Source organism: Streptomyces sp. NPDC002328, from assembly GCF_042890065.1.
In the GTDB taxonomy this organism is placed as follows: Bacteria; Actinomycetota; Actinomycetes; order Streptomycetales; family Streptomycetaceae; genus Streptomyces.
In genome coordinates this window covers 45,213-62,037 of record NZ_JBIARQ010000004.1, presented here as the reverse complement: position 1 = coordinate 62,037, position 16,825 = coordinate 45,213, and the positions used below count along the sequence as shown (strand labels likewise).

The 16,825-nt window shown below is 73.4% G+C and carries 16 protein-coding genes, 1 tRNA gene and 1 pseudogene; 12 read left to right on the top strand and 6 right to left on the bottom strand.

Features of this window, described 5'->3' with window-relative positions:
- Positions 1–154 precede the first annotated feature (154 nt).
- From ACFYX4_RS12765 to ACFYX4_RS12715, 11 genes and pseudogenes are all read left to right on the top strand, one after another.
- Positions 155–1,351 carry an MBL fold metallo-hydrolase gene (locus tag ACFYX4_RS12765; RefSeq protein ID WP_389330436.1) on the top strand — a complete coding sequence of 399 codons (1,197 nt, stop codon included), beginning with the start codon at positions 155–157 and terminating at the stop codon, positions 1,349–1,351.
- 386 nt (positions 1,352–1,737) lie between these two features.
- Positions 1,738–2,949: pseudogene (locus ACFYX4_RS12760) on the top strand (sensor histidine kinase); the annotation flags it as partial.
- 1,493 nt (positions 2,950–4,442) lie between these two features.
- Positions 4,443–4,877 (top strand): roadblock/LC7 domain-containing protein, encoded by a 435-nt coding sequence (locus ACFYX4_RS12755; protein WP_389330433.1) that lies wholly within the window; start codon positions 4,443–4,445, stop codon positions 4,875–4,877.
- Between the two features lie 2 nt (positions 4,878–4,879).
- Positions 4,880–5,251, top strand: a complete 372-nt coding sequence (locus ACFYX4_RS12750; protein ID WP_389331691.1) for a DUF742 domain-containing protein — start codon at positions 4,880–4,882, stop codon at positions 5,249–5,251.
- Entirely contained in the window at positions 5,229–5,939 is a 711-nt protein-coding gene (locus ACFYX4_RS12745; protein WP_389330430.1) for an ATP/GTP-binding protein, read from the top strand. The genes ACFYX4_RS12750 and ACFYX4_RS12745 overlap by 23 nt, the downstream gene beginning before the upstream one ends.
- 72 nt (positions 5,940–6,011) lie before the next feature.
- On the top strand, positions 6,012–6,581 hold the full coding sequence (locus tag ACFYX4_RS12740; RefSeq protein WP_389330427.1) for a GAF domain-containing protein: 570 nt from the start codon (positions 6,012–6,014) through the stop codon (positions 6,579–6,581).
- Positions 6,582–6,760: 179 nt separating this feature from the next.
- On the top strand, positions 6,761–7,789 hold the full coding sequence (tdh, locus tag ACFYX4_RS12735; RefSeq protein ID WP_389330424.1) for an L-threonine 3-dehydrogenase: 1,029 nt from the start codon (positions 6,761–6,763) through the stop codon (positions 7,787–7,789).
- Between the two features lie 86 nt (positions 7,790–7,875).
- Positions 7,876–9,093, top strand: coding sequence for a glycine C-acetyltransferase (locus ACFYX4_RS12730; RefSeq protein ID WP_389330421.1), 1,218 nt, complete (start codon positions 7,876–7,878; stop codon positions 9,091–9,093).
- Between the two features lie 89 nt (positions 9,094–9,182).
- Positions 9,183–10,094: a LysR family transcriptional regulator gene (locus ACFYX4_RS12725; RefSeq protein WP_389330418.1), complete on the top strand. Its 912-nt coding sequence runs from the start codon at positions 9,183–9,185 to the stop codon at positions 10,092–10,094.
- A 68-nt stretch (positions 10,095–10,162) separates the two neighbouring features.
- On the top strand, positions 10,163–10,522 hold the full coding sequence (locus tag ACFYX4_RS12720; RefSeq protein ID WP_389330415.1) for an MmcQ/YjbR family DNA-binding protein: 360 nt from the start codon (positions 10,163–10,165) through the stop codon (positions 10,520–10,522).
- Positions 10,523–10,630: 108 nt separating this feature from the next.
- Positions 10,631–10,707: transfer RNA gene (locus tag ACFYX4_RS12715), tRNA-Pro, on the top strand.
- A 46-nt stretch (positions 10,708–10,753) separates the two neighbouring features.
- Here ACFYX4_RS12715 and ACFYX4_RS12710 read toward each other — a convergent pair.
- The 6 genes from ACFYX4_RS12710 to ACFYX4_RS12685 all read right to left on the bottom strand — a co-directional run bounded on the left by ACFYX4_RS12710 (position 10,754) and on the right by ACFYX4_RS12685 (position 15,683).
- Positions 10,754–11,149, bottom strand: coding sequence for a VOC family protein (locus tag ACFYX4_RS12710; protein WP_389330412.1), 396 nt, complete (start codon positions 11,147–11,149; stop codon positions 10,754–10,756).
- Positions 11,150–11,218: 69 nt separating this feature from the next.
- On the bottom strand, positions 11,219–11,611 hold the full coding sequence (locus tag ACFYX4_RS12705; RefSeq protein ID WP_389331688.1) for a (2Fe-2S) ferredoxin domain-containing protein: 393 nt from the start codon (positions 11,609–11,611) through the stop codon (positions 11,219–11,221).
- A 47-nt stretch (positions 11,612–11,658) separates the two neighbouring features.
- Complete coding sequence (locus ACFYX4_RS12700) at positions 11,659–12,198, bottom strand: NUDIX hydrolase family protein (RefSeq protein WP_389330409.1); 540 nt, start codon at positions 12,196–12,198, stop codon at positions 11,659–11,661.
- Between the two features lie 15 nt (positions 12,199–12,213).
- Positions 12,214–13,368 carry an amidohydrolase family protein gene (locus ACFYX4_RS12695; protein WP_389330406.1) on the bottom strand — a complete coding sequence of 385 codons (1,155 nt, stop codon included), beginning with the start codon at positions 13,366–13,368 and terminating at the stop codon, positions 12,214–12,216.
- Position 13,369: 1 nt separating this feature from the next.
- Complete coding sequence (locus tag ACFYX4_RS12690) at positions 13,370–14,803, bottom strand: glutamine synthetase family protein (protein ID WP_389330403.1); 1,434 nt, start codon at positions 14,801–14,803, stop codon at positions 13,370–13,372.
- A 67-nt stretch (positions 14,804–14,870) separates the two neighbouring features.
- Positions 14,871–15,683 carry an SAM-dependent methyltransferase gene (locus ACFYX4_RS12685; protein WP_389330400.1) on the bottom strand — a complete coding sequence of 271 codons (813 nt, stop codon included), beginning with the start codon at positions 15,681–15,683 and terminating at the stop codon, positions 14,871–14,873.
- Between the two features lie 197 nt (positions 15,684–15,880).
- Here ACFYX4_RS12685 and ACFYX4_RS12680 point away from each other — a divergent pair, with 197 nt between their 5' ends.
- Positions 15,881–16,786, top strand: coding sequence for a Cof-type HAD-IIB family hydrolase (locus ACFYX4_RS12680; RefSeq protein WP_389330397.1), 906 nt, complete (start codon positions 15,881–15,883; stop codon positions 16,784–16,786).
- Positions 16,787–16,825: the final 39 nt, after the last annotated feature.

Genomic DNA, 16,825 nt, shown 5'->3' with positions numbered 1-16,825 from the left:
TCCTCGACCTGGGCCTCTACTGAACGGCAGGTCAGTATCGGGAGTCGGAGGGCGCTGTGTCAACGCGGTGCCGGGGTCCTGTGCCGAGGCCGGTCCGGCGTTGTCGTAGGGGCCGACCATAATGGAATCCTCAGCGACTCCACCTGGAGGTACCGTGGCCGGTTTCCGTTCCCCGAGCTCCGGGCTCCGCGCGTTGCAGCCCGAGGCCTTCGGCGCGGACCCGAGCGGTGAGCGCCTGGCGCGCATCCGCAGATCGCCCCACTTCAAGGACGGCGTCTTCCAGAACCCCGGCGGCCCGGCGCGCACCCGCCCCTCGGGCTCCACGCTCGACCTGGCGAAGGCGTTCCTCGACAAGAACACCCGCACCCGCCGCGCCCCGGTCGGCACGCTCCCCGTCCACGCCACCACGCTCGCCGACCTGGCGAAGCCGGCCGCCACGGGCCTGCGGCTGACCTGGCTGGGCCACTCCAGCGTGCTCGCGGAGATCGACGGGCACCGGGTGCTCTTCGACCCGGTCTGGGGCGAGCGCTGCTCCCCCTTCCCCTTCGCGGGACCGAAGCGGCTGCACCCGGTTCCGCTGCCGCTCGCCGCCCTGGGTCCGGTCGACGTCGTCGTCATCTCGCACGACCACTACGACCACCTGGACCTGCCCACGATCAAGGCGCTGGCCGGCACCGACACGCTGTTCGCGGTGCCGCTCGGCGTCGGCGCCCACCTCGAACACTGGGGCGTCTCCGCGGACCGGCTGCGCGAGCTGGACTGGCACGAGGCGACCAAGGTCGGCGGACTCACCCTCACCGCCACCCCGGCCCGCCACTTCTGCGGCCGGGGTCTGCGCAACACGCAGCACACCCTGTGGGCCTCCTGGGTCGTCGCGGGCGACGAGCACCGGATCTACCACAGCGGTGACACCGGCTACTTCGACGGCTTCCGCGAGATCGGCGCGGAGCACGGCCCGTTCGACGCCACGATGATCCAGATCGGCGCGTACTCCGAGTTCTGGCCCGACATCCACATGCTCCCGGAGGAGGGCGTCCGCGCCCACCTCGACCTCCAGGGCGGCGAACCGGCGGGCGTGCTGCTGCCCATCCACTGGGGCACCTTCAACCTGGCCATGCACCCGTGGGCCGAGCCGGGGGAGTGGACGAAGGACGCCGCCGAGGACGCCGGCCAGGCGGTGGCGCTCCCCCAGCCCGGAGAACCGTTCGAACCGACCGGCAAGATCCCGGCAGAGCCGTGGTGGCGCGGCGTCTCCGCCCCCCTGCCCCGCCCCTGGCGCCGGACCCACCGCCCGGAGACGACCCCGACGCCGTCGGACCGCGACGATCTGGATCTGGCGGGGGACCGCTGAGTCGGCCGCGGGGCGCGCGTAGACATCTGGCGGACCGGACGCGCTCCGGGCGGCGCGCCTCGCGGACCGTTCACCGACAGTGACCAATTTTGATCGACCTCGATCGTTCCTTCGTCGTTCCGGTGTGATCCGAGAACGAGGGCATTGCGGGCCTTATCGGTCTGTCGTGCGAAGCCTCATACCAGAGCGGGACTCTCTCCGGGGGACTTTGTCAACTGCCCACCGCACATGATGCGTTGGCGACTACTGTGAGTGTCCGTCGGGCGACGTGCGGCCGAATTTCCGGCCCTCTCGACCGACACCGTGATGGCGCGTGCCCGTGTCGCGCACCCCGCGCGAGCCACCACGCCCGACGGACCGACAGTACGAGGACACCGAGGTCACCGATGTCTCACCTCCGCGCACCCGCCCCACGCGCAGACCGCCGCGAGGGCGGACGGCACGGACGGCCGGTCGCCCGCCCCGCACTCTCGCCGGTGGAGACGCACATACGGCCGCAGCTCGTGCGGCTCGCCGTGCTCCCGCCGACCGCCGTCGCCCTCAGCGCCTGCGCGGCCGTCCTGTTCACCGTGCGCTCCACCGGCGCCCGGCCCAGCCCCACCCTGTGGGCCGTCCTGACCGGCGCGATCGGGGTGACCGGCGTCGGGATCCTCGTCGCCGCCGTCGCCGCCGACCGCGCCGCCCGCTCCGTCAGCGACCGCCTTGCCGCCCTGCGCAAGAGCAGCGCGCGCGGCGAGGCCGACCTGCGCGCCCTGCTCGACACACTGCGCCGCGGCGAGGCCCCGCCCGCGCGCAAGACGCGGGGCGGTCCGCCCGGCGACGCCGACGACTTCGAGCTCCTCGCCGCCGACCTGGCCCGCGCCCACGACGGGGCCGTCGCTGTGGTCGTCCAGGCCGCCCAGCTCTCCAGCCAGGCCGGCAGCGAACAGAAACTGGAGGTCTTCGTCAACCTCGCGCGGCGGCTTCAGTCCCTCGTGCACCGCGAGATCTCCATCCTGGACGAGCTGGAGAGCGAGATCGAGGACCCCGACCTGCTCAAGGGCCTCTTCCACGTCGACCACCTCGCCACCCGCATCCGCCGCCACGCCGAGAACCTCGCCGTGCTCGGCGGGGCCGTCTCGCGGCGGCAGTGGAGCAACCCCGTCTGCATGACCGAGGTGCTGCGCTCCGCCATCGCCGAGGTGGAGCAGTACTCGCGGGTCAAGCTCGTCCCGCCGATCGCCGGGGAGCTGCGCGGGCACGCCGTCGCGGATGTCATCCATCTCCTCGCCGAACTCGTCGAGAACGCCACGGTGTTCTCCAACCCGCACACCCAAGTGCTGCTGCGCGCCAACCTCGTCACCTCGGGGCTCGCCGTCGAGGTCGAGGACCGCGGACTGGGCATGCCCGTCGAGGAACAGAGCCGGATGAACGCCCTGCTCGCCGACCCCGACCAGGTCAACGTCGGCCGCCTCCTCGCCGACGGCCGCATCGGCCTCTACGTCGTCTCCCAACTCGCTCGCCGCCACGGCATCCGCGTCCGCCTCCAGAACAACATCTACGGCGGCGTCCAGGCTGTTCTCGTCGTACCGCAGGCGCTGTTGGGGTCGGCGGCGGGGTTGTTGGAGGGGGAGGAGGAGTCGAGGGCTGGGCAGGTTGTGGGGGGTGGTGTCGGGCCCGGGGCCGGGCAGGTTGTGGGGGGTGGTGTCGGTCTCGGGGGCGAGCAGGGGGCCGAGGGGGGTGTCGGGCGCGGGGCTGCGGGTGGTGTTGGGCAGGGGGCCGAGCGCGGGTCCGCGGGCGGTGCCGGTCGTGGGGGCGAGGGTGGTGCCGGTCGTGGTGCCGGGGGCGGGGTGTCGCCGTCGGTGGCAGCGGCGGTGCCTGCCGCGCCGCAGGTCCGGCGCAGGCCGCCGGCTTTACCGCCGCATCCGCCGACAGTCCCGACAGCGCCGACAGTCCCGACAGCGCCGACGGCGCCGACAGCGCCGACAGTCCCGACAGCGCCGACAGTCCCGACAGCGCCGACAGTCCCGACAGCGCCGGCAGCCCCGACAACGCCCGCAGTCCCGGCACGGCCGAGCACTCCTCATCGGGCGAGCACCACGCACCCCTCGGCGACGCCGCACGCCTCGGCCGCGGGACCCGGCTCGGCAGGGCCGCACGCCTCGGTCGCGGGCCCCGCGTCGGGCACCGCTTCCGATCATCCGACCCGGGTTCAGGGGCCCGCCTCCGGTTCGGTGGCGGCGTCCGCTTCGGGGGCAGGGCAGGGGCAGGCCCCCAGTGGGGGAGCCGCCGGCGGCACCGTGACCCCGGGGCAGGGGGCGAGCGGGGCTCAGGGGCATTCCCGTGCGCAGGCGCCCGGTGTCGGCCCCGCCCCGGCTCAGGATCCCCTCGCCGCCGATGCCCAGGCCCACGTCCGGGCCTCGGGGTCGGCTCTGGCGGGCGGTCAGGGCGCGTTTCCCACGCAGTCTCAGGCGCACGCCCACGGGCGCGCGCAGCCGACGGACGTGGGTGATGAGCTGCTCGGTTCCTCCTCCGCGCGGGCGGGCCGTCGTGGGCCGGCTCCGTTGCCCGTGCGCGGGGCTCGTGCGGAGCGGCCCAATCCGGCGGAGGCCGTGCCCGGGATCCGGCCCGGGGACCGGCCCGTGGTGGAGGAGAACGCGGGCATCGCGCCCACCCCCCGCTCGGGCGCGGTGCGCGGCACCATGGGCAAGCCGCAGCTGCCCCGCCGCCGTGCCCAGGAGCACATCGCACCCCAGTTGCGCGGCGGCCCGGCCCCCCGCCAGGACGTGGACCGGCCCGCCGGTCACGACCCCGGCCTCATGGCCGCCTTCCAGCGCGGCATCGGCCTCGCGGAGGCCCAGCAGAGCCTGAAGCCGGAGGACCTGGAGCCGGACCCGTACACCGACCCCACGACCACCCCGCCCCCGCCCCCGGGCCCGGCGTCGTTCCTCATCGGCCGGCACGACGGGAGCACGCCGACCGGATGAGCACCCTGACCACCCCCGCCCCCATCCCCGTCCCCGCCCCCATCCCCACCCCCACCCCCACCCCCATTCCCACCAGAACCCCCACCGCTCCCGCAGACCCGCGTACCCCAAGGAGTCGATCCCCCATGGCGAGCGAAGCGCCGACCGGCCGTGTATCCGATCTCGACTGGCTGATGAGCGGCCTCGTGCAGCGCGTCCCGCACACGACCAGCGCGGTCCTCCTCTCCTGCGACGGCCTCGTCAAGTCGGTGCACGGCCTCGACCACGACAGCGCCGACCACATGGCGGCCCTGGCCTCCGGCCTGTACTCGCTCGGCCGCAGCGCCGGCGTCCGCTTCGGCGACGGCGGCGACGTGCGCCAGGTCGTCGTCGAGCTCGACTCGACCCTGCTGTTCGTCACCACCGCCGGCTCCGGCACCTGCCTCGCCGTCCTCGCCGGCCGCGAGGCCGACGCCGCCGTCCTCGGCTACGAGATGGCCATGCTCGTCAAGAGCGTCCGCCCCTACCTGACGACCGCCCCCCGGCAGCACGCCGTCGAACCGTCGGTGACGGGACCTTGAGCGTGGCGGCGGCCGGCGACGGGCCCTGGCTCGACGACGCGGCCGGCCGGCTGGTGCGACCGTTCACGGTCAGCAACGGCCGGACCCGGCCCAGCGTCGCCCTCGACCTGATGTCACAGGTCAGGGCCACCGGCGCGACCCCCCTCGGCTATCTGGGCCCCGAGCACGCGCAGGCCCTCGCCCTGTGCCGGGCGCCCGTCCCGGTCGCCGAGGTCGCCGCCTGCCTGAAGCTGCCGGCCGTGGTCACCAAGGTGCTGCTGTCGGACCTCGTCGACTGCGGGGCGCTGACCACCAAGCCACCCGAGTACCACCACATCCCCACCGACCGGGCCCTACTGGAGGCAGTGCTCGATGGACTACGACGACAGCTCTGACCACGACGACAGCTCCGCGAACGGCAACAGCCCCGCGCACGGCGACAGCTCCGCCTACGACGACCGCCGTGCGAACGGCAACAGCCCCGCCTACGGCGACCGCCCCGCGCCCTTCCCCACCGCGCTGAAGATCCTCGTCGCGGGCGGGTTCGGGGTCGGCAAGACCACGTTCGTCGGCGCCGTCAGCGAGATCGCGCCGCTCAGCACCGAGGAGCTGCTCACCACGGTCAGCGCGGCGACCGACAACCTCGACGGCATCGAGAACAAGGTCGAGACGACCGTCGCGATGGACTTCGGCCGTATCACCCTCGATCCCGAGCACGTCCTCTACCTGTTCGGCACTCCGGGCCAGGAACGGTTCTGGTTCATGTGGGACGAACTGTCCGAGGGCGCCCTCGGCGCGGTCATCCTCGCCGACACCCGCCGGCTGGAGGAGTGCTTCGCGGCCGTCGACTTCTTCGAGGAACGCGGCCTGGGCTTCATCATCGCGATCAACGAGTTCGACGGCGCCCACCGCTACGACCCCGAGGAGGTGCGCGCCGCCATCGACCTGGACCCGCAGGTCCCCATCGTGCGCTGCGACGCCCGGATCTCCGCGTCCAGCGTCCAGACGCTGCTCACCCTGGTCCGGCACCTCATCGCCCACGCGCCGGCGGCGCCTCAGCCCAGCCGCGGCGCCCACATGTGATCCCCGCACACACCCGCACCCGGAGCCGCCGATGCCGTATATGTCGCACCTCTATAGGGACGGAGTCCGCTCATGAGCTACGACCCGCCGCGCCCGGCCGGTCGACTGCTGCTCACCCCCGAGGACAAGGAAGCTCCCGCCCGCACCCGAAGACTGCGCCGACTCGGCCTCGGGGTGTGGCCCGAGCCCGCCCTCGACGCCTTCGCGGACCGTCTCGCCGAGCTGACCGGCGCTCCGTACGCCATGGTCAACTTCATCGACGAGGACCGGCAGTTCTTCGCCGGGCTGCACACCCCGCCCGGCGGCCGGGCCGCCCGCGGCGGCAAGCCCGAGATCGGCCGCGCCCTGCCCCGCGACCACGGGTACTGCCCGCACGTCGTCGTACGGCGCAAGGCGCTGGTCCTGGAGGACGTCGCCGACTACCCGCGCTTCGCGGGCAACCCGGTCGTCGACACGTACGGCGTCCGCTCCTACCTCGGCGCCCCGGTCGTCGACCCGAGCGGCATGGCGCTCGGCACGGTGTGCGTCGCCGATCTCGCGCCCCGCTCCTGGGGGAGAGGCGGCCTGGAGACGATCAAGGCGACCGCCGCCGACCTCGCCGGACGGCTGTGCCACCGGGAGAGCGACGGGCTCCCCCTGTGACGCCGCCGCCCGCCGGAGGGGCTTGCCGCCGCCGTGTGAAGCGGAGCTGTTGATCTGCTTAAGAAACTCTCGATGGACCCGGGGCGCGCGGTACGGCAGATTGCTACGGGATTCCATTTCTCCCCGGTACGGGCCCCTTCGGCGTGCCCTGACCCGGGGGCCGAACCACAGGAGCCGTCGTGAAGGCGCTGGTCAAGCAGAAGGCGGAGCCCGGGCTGTGGCTCGCGGACGTTCCGGAGCCCGCCGTCGGAACCGGCGATGTGCTGATCAAGGTGCTGCGCACCGGCATCTGCGGCACCGATCTGCACATCCGGGCCTGGGACGGCTGGGCGCGGCAGACGATCAGCACGCCGCTGGTGGTCGGACACGAGTTCGTCGGCGAGGTCGTCGAGACCGGGCGTGACGTCACGGAGATCGCCGTCGGCGACCGGGTCAGCGGCGAGGGGCACCTCGTCTGCGGCAAGTGCCGCAACTGTCTGGCCGGCCGCCGCCATCTGTGCCGGGCCACCGTCGGCCTCGGCGTCGGCCGCGACGGCGCGTTCGCGGAGTACGTCGTGCTGCCCGCGTCCAACGTGTGGGTGCACCGGGTGCCGGTGGACCTCGACGTGGCGGCGATCTTCGACCCGTTCGGCAACGCCGTCCACACCGCGCTGTCCTTCCCGCTGGTCGGCGAGGACGTCCTGATCACCGGGGCGGGGCCGATCGGCCTGATGGCCGCCGCCGTCGCCCGGCACGCCGGCGCCCGCAACGTCGTCGTCACCGACGTCAGCGAGGAGCGGCTGGAGCTGGCCCGCAAGATCGGCGTGAGCCTCGCCCTGAACGTGGCGCGGTCGTCCATCGCGGACGGGCAGCGGGAGTTGGGGCTGCGCGAGGGCTTCGACATCGGCCTGGAGATGTCCGGCCGCGCCGAGGCGCTGCGCGACATGATCGCCAACATGACGCACGGCGGCCGGATCGCCATGCTGGGCCTGCCGGCCGAGGAGTTCCCCGTCGACTGGGCCCGGATCGTCACCTCGATGATCACCATCAAGGGCATCTACGGCCGTGAGATGTTCGAGACCTGGTACGCGATGTCGGTGCTGCTGGAGGGCGGTCTCGACCTCGCCCCCGTGATCACCGGCCGCTACGGCTACCGCGACTACGAGGCGGCGTTCGAGGACGCGGCGAGCGGTCGCGGCGGCAAGGTCATCCTCGACTGGACCGCGTGACCGTGACCGCGTGACCGTGACCACGTGACCGTGACCACGTGACCGTGTAACTCCCTTCCCGGCGAGACCACTTCAGGAGCTTTCCCATGTTCGACTCCGTGCGCGACGATCTGCGCGCCACCCTCGACGAGATCCGCGCCGCCGGTCTGCACAAGCCCGAACGGGTCATCGGCAGCCCGCAGTCCGCGACCGTCGCCGTCACCGCCGGCGGGCGTCCCGGCGAGGTCCTCAACTTCTGCGCCAACAACTACCTCGGCCTCGCCGACCATCCCGAGGTGATCGCCGCCGCGCACGAGGCGCTGGACCGCTGGGGGTACGGCATGGCGTCCGTGCGCTTCATCTGCGGCACGCAGGAGGTGCACAAGGAACTGGAGGCCCGGCTCTCGGCCTTCCTCGGCCAGGAGGACACGATCCTGTACTCCTCCTGCTTCGACGCCAACGGCGGTGTCTTCGAGACCCTGCTCGGCCCCGAGGACGCGGTGATCTCCGACGCGCTCAACCACGCCTCGATCATCGACGGCATCCGCCTGTCCAAGGCGCGCCGCTTCCGCTACGCCAACCGTGATCTGGCGGACCTGGAGCGGCAGTTGAAGGAGGCGACGGAGGGCGGGGCCCGCCGGAAGCTGATCGTCACCGACGGCGTCTTCTCCATGGACGGCTATGTCGCCCCGTTGCGTGAGATCTGCGACCTCGCCGACCGCCACGACGCCATGGTCATGGTCGACGACTCCCACGCCGTCGGCTTCACCGGCCCCGGCGGACGCGGCACCCCCGAACTGCACGGCGTCATGGACCGCGTCGACATCATCACCGGCACCCTCGGCAAGGCCCTCGGCGGAGCCTCCGGCGGTTATGTCGCCGCCCGCGCGGAGATCGTCGCCCTGCTGCGCCAGCGCTCCCGCCCGTACCTGTTCTCCAACACCCTCGCCCCGGTGATCGCCGCGGCCTCCCTCAAGGTCCTCGACCTGCTGGAGTCGGCCGACGACCTGCGCGTACGGCTCGCCGAGAACACGGCCCTGTTCCGCCGCCGGATGACGGAGGAGGGCTTCGACGTCCTGCCCGGCGACCACCCCATCGCCCCCGTCATGATCGGCGACGCGGCGCAGGCGGGCCGCCTGGCCGAACTGCTCCTGGAACGGGGCGTGTACGTGATCGGCTTCTCCTACCCGGTCGTCCCCCAGGGCCAGGCCCGCATCCGCGTCCAGCTCTCCGCCGCCCACTCCACGGACGACGTCGACCGCGCGGTGAACGCGTTCATCTCGGCCCGCGACGAGATGAACGGGACGGCGACGCCGGCCGCCTGAGCGCGTGGGGCCGGGGCCTTGTGCGCTCCTGCCCCACCCCGTCCCTCGCCGTAGGCGATTCCGCTCCCGCACCTTGCGATAATCGAGGCGTGATCGAAGCGCGGCGGCTCCATATTCTTCGGGCGGTGGCCGACCACCGTACGGTGACGGCGGCTGCCGCCGCGCTGTACCTCACCCCCTCCGCCGTCTCCCAGCAGCTCACGGCGCTGGAGCAGGAGACCGGCCATCGGCTGGTCGAGCGCGGGACCAAGGGCGTGCGGCTCACCCCGGCCGGTGAGATCCTGCTCGCCCACACCCACGCTGTCCTCGCCCAACTGGAGCGCGCGGAGGCGGAGTTGGCCGCGTACGGCTCCGGGGCGGCCGGGACGGTCACGGTCGCCGCGTTCGCGACCGGCATCGCCCTGGTCGTCGCGCCCGCCGTGGCCCGGCTCGCCGGGGCCGCCCCGGGGATAAGGATCCGCGTCCAGGACGCCGAGGGCGACGCCAGCCTGCCGATGGTCCTGGACCGGCAGGTCGACGTCGCCGTGGCCGTCGAGTACCGAGGCGGCCCCGCCGCCGACGACCCGCGCCTCGTGCACCTCCCGCTGTACGCCGAGCCCTTCGACGCGGTGGTCCCGGTCAGCCACCGTCTCGCCGACCTCGCCGAGGTGCCGCTCGCCGAGCTGGCCAAGGACCCGTGGATCGGCCCGTACCCCGGCAACCCCTGCCATGACGTGGTGGTCCTGGCCTGCGAGCACGCCGGCTTCCAGCCCCGGTTGGAACACTCCTCGGACGACTTCCGCGCCGTCGTCGCGCTGGCCTCGGCGGACGTCGGCGTGGCCCTCGTCCCGCGCTCGGCGCTGCGCGGCATGGACCTCGCCGGCGTGGTCGTCCGCCCGGTCGACGGGGCGGCCCCGACGCGGCGCGTCTTCGCCGCCGTACGGCGCGGCGCGGAGGAGCACCCGCTGATCCGGCCGGTGCTGGACGCGCTCGGAGAGGCCGCACGGGCGCAGACGGCGTGACCCCTGCTCCGCTCCGCGAGCTTTTCGTCACCGGGTGACTGTCAGTGGCAGCCGCTACCGTGCGAAGCATGCCGGACGCCGAAGACGCACGCCGTATCGCCCTGTCCCTGCCGGACACCACGGAGAAGATCGCCTGGAGCATGCCCACGTTCCGGGTCGGGACGAAGATGTTCGCCACCCTGCCCGAGGACGAGACGTCCCTCGCCGTGCGCTGCCCGAAGGAGGAGCGCGACGAACTGGTCCTCGCCGAGCCCGGCAAGTTCTGGATCGCCGGTCACGAGGCGCAGTTCGCCTGGGTCCGCGTCCGCCTGGCCGCCCTGGAGGACGAGGACGAGCTGCGCGACATCCTCGCCGACTCCTGGCGCCAGGCGGCCCCGCCGCGACTGCTGGACGCCTATCCGGGACTGGGGGTGCAGTCGGAGGGCTGAGCCGTGCGGCGCGGCGGGGCCGCGTAAAGGGATGCGCGACCACCGACCCGAGTGCGGTATGGTTTCCATGCACGTTCTGCCGGGGGAAACCCCAGGTCAGACGGGCAACGGGACGTGGCGCAGCTTGGTAGCGCACTTGACTGGGGGTCAAGGGGTCGCAGGTTCAAATCCTGTCGTCCCGACCAGCTTCACGCAGGTCGGAGGCCGTCTTCTCAGCGATGAGGAGGCGGCCTATTCCGTGTTCGTGTCCACCGTGTCCGTGTCCACGTAGAGGCAGAACGGGTGGCCCGCCGGGTCGAGCAGCACGCGTACGTTGTCCTGCGGCTGGTGGTCCGCCTCCCGCGCGCCCAGTTCCCGCGCGTGCGCCACCGCGGCCCGCAGATCCACGACCTCGAAGTCCAGGTGCATGGTGATCCGCTGGGCGCCCTCCCGGGCCGGCCAGACCGGCGGGACATAGCCCTCCGCGAGCTGGAAGCCCAGGTAGCCCATGCCCTCCGGAGGCGCGACGGCCGCCCCGTCGGCGTCCTCCTTGGCGATCTCCCAGCCGAGCAGCTCCGCGTAGAAGCGGGCGAGCGCCCGCGGGTCGGGGGCCTCCAGCACCACGCCCCACCAGTCGTGTCTGGCCATACGAGGGGTGCGCGGGTCGGGACCGGGTCGTCCGTGCACAGCGGCTGCGCCTCCGTTTCCTCCGCCCTCCTACCGGCGTCCGCGCGTGCGCGCGCCCCGGGGCGGGTCGATGAATTGGAGCTCCAGGGCGACCGGCGGCTCGGCGACCCCGGGGCCGCCCGCGGCCGCCCAGCCGAGGATCTCCTCCGTGCAGTCGTCGTCCATGGCGAACCCCACCCACACGGCCCGGCCGCCCGCCCGCCGTCCGGCGGCCGAGGGCTGCACGACGATCACGTTGGCCTGGTCGCACGGGCCGAGACAGTCCGTCGTACGGACCTGGAAACCGCCGTCGGACGCGGCGGCCGCCGCGCGCAGCCGGTCGAGCTGCCAGGCGTGGTCGAAGCCGGGGTGCTTGCGGGCGTCACCGCAGCAGCAGCCCCGGCACACGACGACCGTGCACGGCCGGCGGGCGGCGGCGCCGATCGACACCGCACGCTGACCGGGCAGCGCGGAACGCGGTCCCACCCGGATCAGGAGGCCGACAGGCCGACGTGGGCCAGGGCCTGCCGCAGCAGGAACCCGTGCCCGCCCGGCATCTCGCTCTGCACCGCGGGCGAGGCCGCCTCCTGCGGGTCGAACCACACCAGGTCCAGCGCGTCCTGCCGCGGCCGGCAGTCACCCGTCACCGGCACGATGTAGGCGAGGGACACCGCGTGCTGACGCGGGTCGTGGTACGGCGTGATGCCCTGCGTCGGGAAGTACTCGGCGACGGTGAAGGGCTGGAGGGACGTCGGCACCCGGGGCAGGGCCACCGGGCCGAGGTCCTTCTCCAGGTGGCGCAGCAGCGCGTCGCGGACCCGCTCGTGGTGCAGGACCCGGCCGGAGACCAGGGTCCGGCTGACGTTGCCGTCCGGTCCGATGCGCAGCAGCATGCCGATGCTGGTGACTTCGCCGCTGTCGTCGACGCGCACGGGCACGGCCTCGACGTACAGGATCGGCATGCGGGCGCGCGCCATCTCGAGCTCGTCGGAGCTCAGCCAGCCGGGCGTGGTGTCGGTCAAGTCAGACATTGCTTGATCATACTTTCAGTGTCCGTCGGGAAGCCGGTAGACCCTGAGGGCGTTGTCCGCCCCGGTCCACCGCGCCAGGCGCAGCGCGTCGGCCAGACTCAGTTCGTCGGCGTCCACCCGGTCCTGGAGAAGGTCCCCCAGACCCCGGCGGAACGCCAGCGCGCCGAGCGCGTGGAACTCGGCCACACCATAGGCGTCGGAGCTGTACAGCAGTTTGCGGAACGGTGTGATCTCCAAGGCCTCCTCCAGGACCGTCCGCGCTCGTACGGGACCCACATGGTGCAGGGTGAGCCCCACGTCCAGATACACCTGCTCGAACACCGCGGCCAGGAAGGCGGCCTGCCGCTGGTAGGGCCAGCAGTGCAGGAGCAGCACGGGGATCGTGCCCGCGATCCGGTGCAGCCAGTCCGTGAGAAGCGAGGGATCCACCCGGTGCAGCCGGATGTCGGCGTCGCCGAAGCCCGTGTGCAGTTGCAGCGGCAGCCCCAGGTCGACGGCCGTCCACAGCAGCTGCCGCGTCAGCACCGGATCCTCCAGCCGGCCGCCGCGCGCCAGCCAGCGCCGGGCCGCCCGGGTCACCTCGGCGTCCGAGGGCCGGGCCGGGTCCAGGTCGAAGCCCGTGCGGTAGGCGGCCACCGACTTCACCGCGACCACGCCCGGCCGCCGCACCGCGTCCAGCGCGGCGGCCCGGAACGCGTCCGCCCACCCGCCCGCGTCGACGCCCCGCGCGGCCACCGCCTCGGCGACGCCCTCCAGCCGTACGACCTCGTGTGCCGCCGCGCCCGACAGCGCGGCCATCTCGGCGGGCGGGGTGAGACGGCCCGCGTCGAAACCGGTGTCCACGAGGAACCGGGCCGTCCCGGCCGCCGTCAGGAACCGCCGGTTCACCTCCCGCGGCCCCAGCTCGGCCCGCCGCGCCAGGTACTCCTCGGGCGGGGCGTGCCGGTCCAGGTCCAGCAGCGGCGCGCAGTGGCGGCGCACGGCCACGCCGGCCGGGGTGTCGAACGACGACATGCCGGGCCACGCGGCGCCCTCGGTGAGCAGCGCCTCGAAGCCCGCCCGGTCGAGCGGGCCGGCGACCACGCCGTGACAGTGGTGGTCCACCAACTCCAGCGCCGCGAGCGCCTCGTGGACCGGCCCGGCGCGCGTCTCACCGCGCCCGGCGCCCATCTCAGTACGCCCAGCGGTAGGCCGCCGCCACCCGCTCGTCGTCCAGCCCGGCCACCGCCTCGATCTCGCCCCGCCGCACGGCGGTCACCGCGTCGGCGAGGACCGGGCCCAGCGCGGCCCGCAGCACCTCGTCCCGCCGGAACTCCGCCACCGCCTCGGCCAGCGAGGACGGCAGCCGGCGCACGCCCCGCGCAGCGGCCGTGCCGGCGTCCAGCCCGGCCGGGTCGCCGTCGGTCTCCTCGGGCAGGGACGCTCCCGACGCGATCCCGTCCAGACCGGCGGCGATCACACAGCCGAGGGCGAGATAGGGGTTGGCGGCCAGGTCGACCGGTTTGACCTCCAGGTTCGCCAGCTCGGCGCGCCGGCCCGCCGTGCCCCGCACCAGCCGTACCGCCGACTCGCGGGTCTCCAGGCCCCACGCGGTGAACACCCCCGCCCACTGGGACGGCTTGAGCCGCAGATAGCTGGCCGGGCTCGGCGCGGTCACCGCCGTCAGGGCCGGCAGCCGGGCCAGCACACCCGCCGCGAAGGCCTCCGCGTCGGCCGTCATGCCGTGCCGGCGCTCCCCGCCCGTGTGCAGGTTGACGCCGTCGCGCCAGACGGAAAGATGCAGGTGACCGCCGTTGCCGACGCCCTGGGCGGTGACGGCGGGCGAGAACGACACCCGCAGCCCGTGCCGCCGGGCCACCGCGCGCACGGTCTGGCGCACGAGGACGCTGCGGTCGGCGGCGGCCACCGGGTCCAGGGCGCCCACGGAGATCTCGAACTGGCCGGGCGCGTACTCGGGGTGGACCTGTTCGACGTCCACGCCCTGCGCCGCGCACGCCGCGAGCAGGTCGGCGGTGCAGTCGCTCAGCTCGACCTGCCGGGTCGCGCCGTACGCGGGGCCCGTGGTCGCCGGGACGAACTCGCCGGCGGGCGCGGAGTCCAGGCCGAACGACCACTCGATCTCGACTCCCGCCTTGAAGGTGAGGCCGTGCGCGCCGACCGCTTCGGCGACGATCCGCCGGAGGAAGGTGCGGGAGCAGCCCGGATGCCGTTCGCCGTCCTGGGTGATCCGGTCGACCGGCGCCCACGCCCAGCCGGGCTGCCCCGCCAGGACCACCAGCCGGTCCAGGTCGGGGTACAGGCGCAGGTCGCCGTCCGGTGAGCCCAGCACATCCGTGGCGACGATGTGGTCGTTGGCGAGGAACGTGTCGAACACCGGCGACATGCCGACGCCCCAGGCCGCCGCCGAGGCCAGCCCCGCCGCCGGGACCGTCTTCACCCGGCCGACGCCCGCGGTGTCGACGTAGGCCAGCACGATCCCGTGCACGCCCCGCCCCGACAGCTCGGCGCCGAGGGCTCTCGCCCGCTCGACGTCGCCGGGCCGTCCGCCGGGCACGGGATCGGCGGGTACCGGATCGGTGGGCACGGGGTCGGCAAGGGTGCTCATACGGCCTCCAGGTCACGGCCTCACGGTCGGAGCGCCCCACGCCCGGTGCGCGCGCGGGGGCGCGCCGTCAGGGTTTCACGGCCACCGCGCCGTACTGCGGCACCACGGCCGGGGCGCCCGGCTCCGGACGCCAGCGCGAACAGGACACCAGGCCGGGCTCCAGCAGCTCCAAGCCCTCGAAGAACGCGGCGATCTCCGCACCGCCGCGCGCGGTGATCGGCGGGGTGGCGTTCTCGTTCCAGAACTTCATCGCCGGGATCTGGCCCTCGCCGCCCACCTCCGGGTCGTGCGTGGGATGCGTCAGCACCAGGAAACTCCCCGAGGGGACCGCCGCCATGACCCGGCGCACGATGTCCCGCGCCGCCTCGACGTCCAGCACGAAGTTCAGGATGCCCAGCATCATCACCGCGACCGGGCGCGTGAAGTCCAGGGTGCCCGCGGCGCGTTCGAGGATCGCCTCCGGGTCGTGGACGTCGGCGTCGACGTAGTCGGTGACGCCCTCGGCGGTGCCGGTCAGCAGCGTGCGCGCGTGCACCAGCACGATCGGGTCGTTGTCGACGTACACGATCCGGGAGTCCGGCGCGACGCGCTGGGCGATCTCATGGGTGTTGTCGGCCGTCGGCAGACCGGTGCCGATGTCGAGGAACTGCCGGATCCCGCGCTCCTCGGCCAGGAACCGCACCGCCCGGCCCAGGAACCAGCGGTCCGCGCGGGCGATCTCCCTGATCAGCGGGAACATCCCGGCGACGTGCTCGCCGACCTGCTGGTCGACCTCGTAGTTGTCCTTGCCGCCGATCCAGTAGTTCCACACCCGCGCGTTGTGTGCCACCCCGGTGTTCAGCGCTGCCGGACCGCCCGACGGCGTGTGGACCTCGCTCACGTGACCGCTCCCTCTCGCGCCCTTGTCGCGCCTCGTCGCGTGCCGCTCGTCTCGCCGCACCTGCGCTCGTCCGTCATTGTGCCGCCGGGTGATCACCGGTGTCCCGGGATTCGCTGTGCCGGTGGCCGGGGCCGCCGACCGCGCCGGGTCCCCCGGTAGGGTGAAATTCCGGTCGCCCCCGTAGCAGGAAGCAGGACATGCCCTACTCTGACGCCGCCCAGCTGCCCGCCCCCGAGCCGTCGGCCGAGTCTGCCGAGTCTGCCGCGTCCGCCGCGTCGGCTGTGTCGGCTGATATTCGCCTCATCGTCACCGACATGGACGGCACGCTGCTCGACGACGACAAGCGGGCGCCCGAGGGGCTCCGGGAGGTGCTCGCCCTGCTGCGCGAGCGCGGGGTGCTGTTCAGCCCGGCGAGCGGCCGGCAGTACGCGACGCTGGCGCACGAGTTCGACGGCGTCGCCGACGGCATGGTGTTCATCGCGGAGAACGGCACGTACGTGGTCCGCGACGGCGAGGAGCTGAGCTGCGACCCCATGGACCCGGCCGTCGTCGCACAGGTCGTCGAGTCGGTGCGCCGGCTCGTGGCGGGCGGCGCCGACGTGGGGGCCGTCGTCTGCGGGAAGCGGTCCGCGTACGTGGAGCGCACCGACGACGCGTTCCTGGACGAGGTCCGCCGGTACTACCTCCGCAACGAGGTCGTCGACGACGTCTCCGCGGTCGACGACGACGTCATCAAGGTGGCCCTCTACGACTTCGGCTCGGCCGAGCGCATCACCGCCCCGGCCCTCGCCGCGTTCGCCGGCACCCATCGCGTCGTCGTCTCCGGCGAGCACTGGGTCGACGTCATGAACCGCACCGCCACCAAGGGCGCCGCGCTGAGCCGGCTCCAGCGGGAGCTGGGCATCACGCCCGCGCAGACCATGGTGTTCGGCGACTACCTCAACGACCTGGAGATGCTGGACGTCGCCGAGTGGTCCTTCGCCATGGCCAACGCCCACCCGGAGGTCGTCCGCAGGGCCCGCCATCTGGCCCCGTCCAACAACGACAACGGCGTGCTGCGCACGATCGTCCGGCTGCTCGACCTGCCGGTGGCCGGTCTCTGAGAAGGTACCCCCAGCAGTCGGAGACTTTCGGGCAGCAGG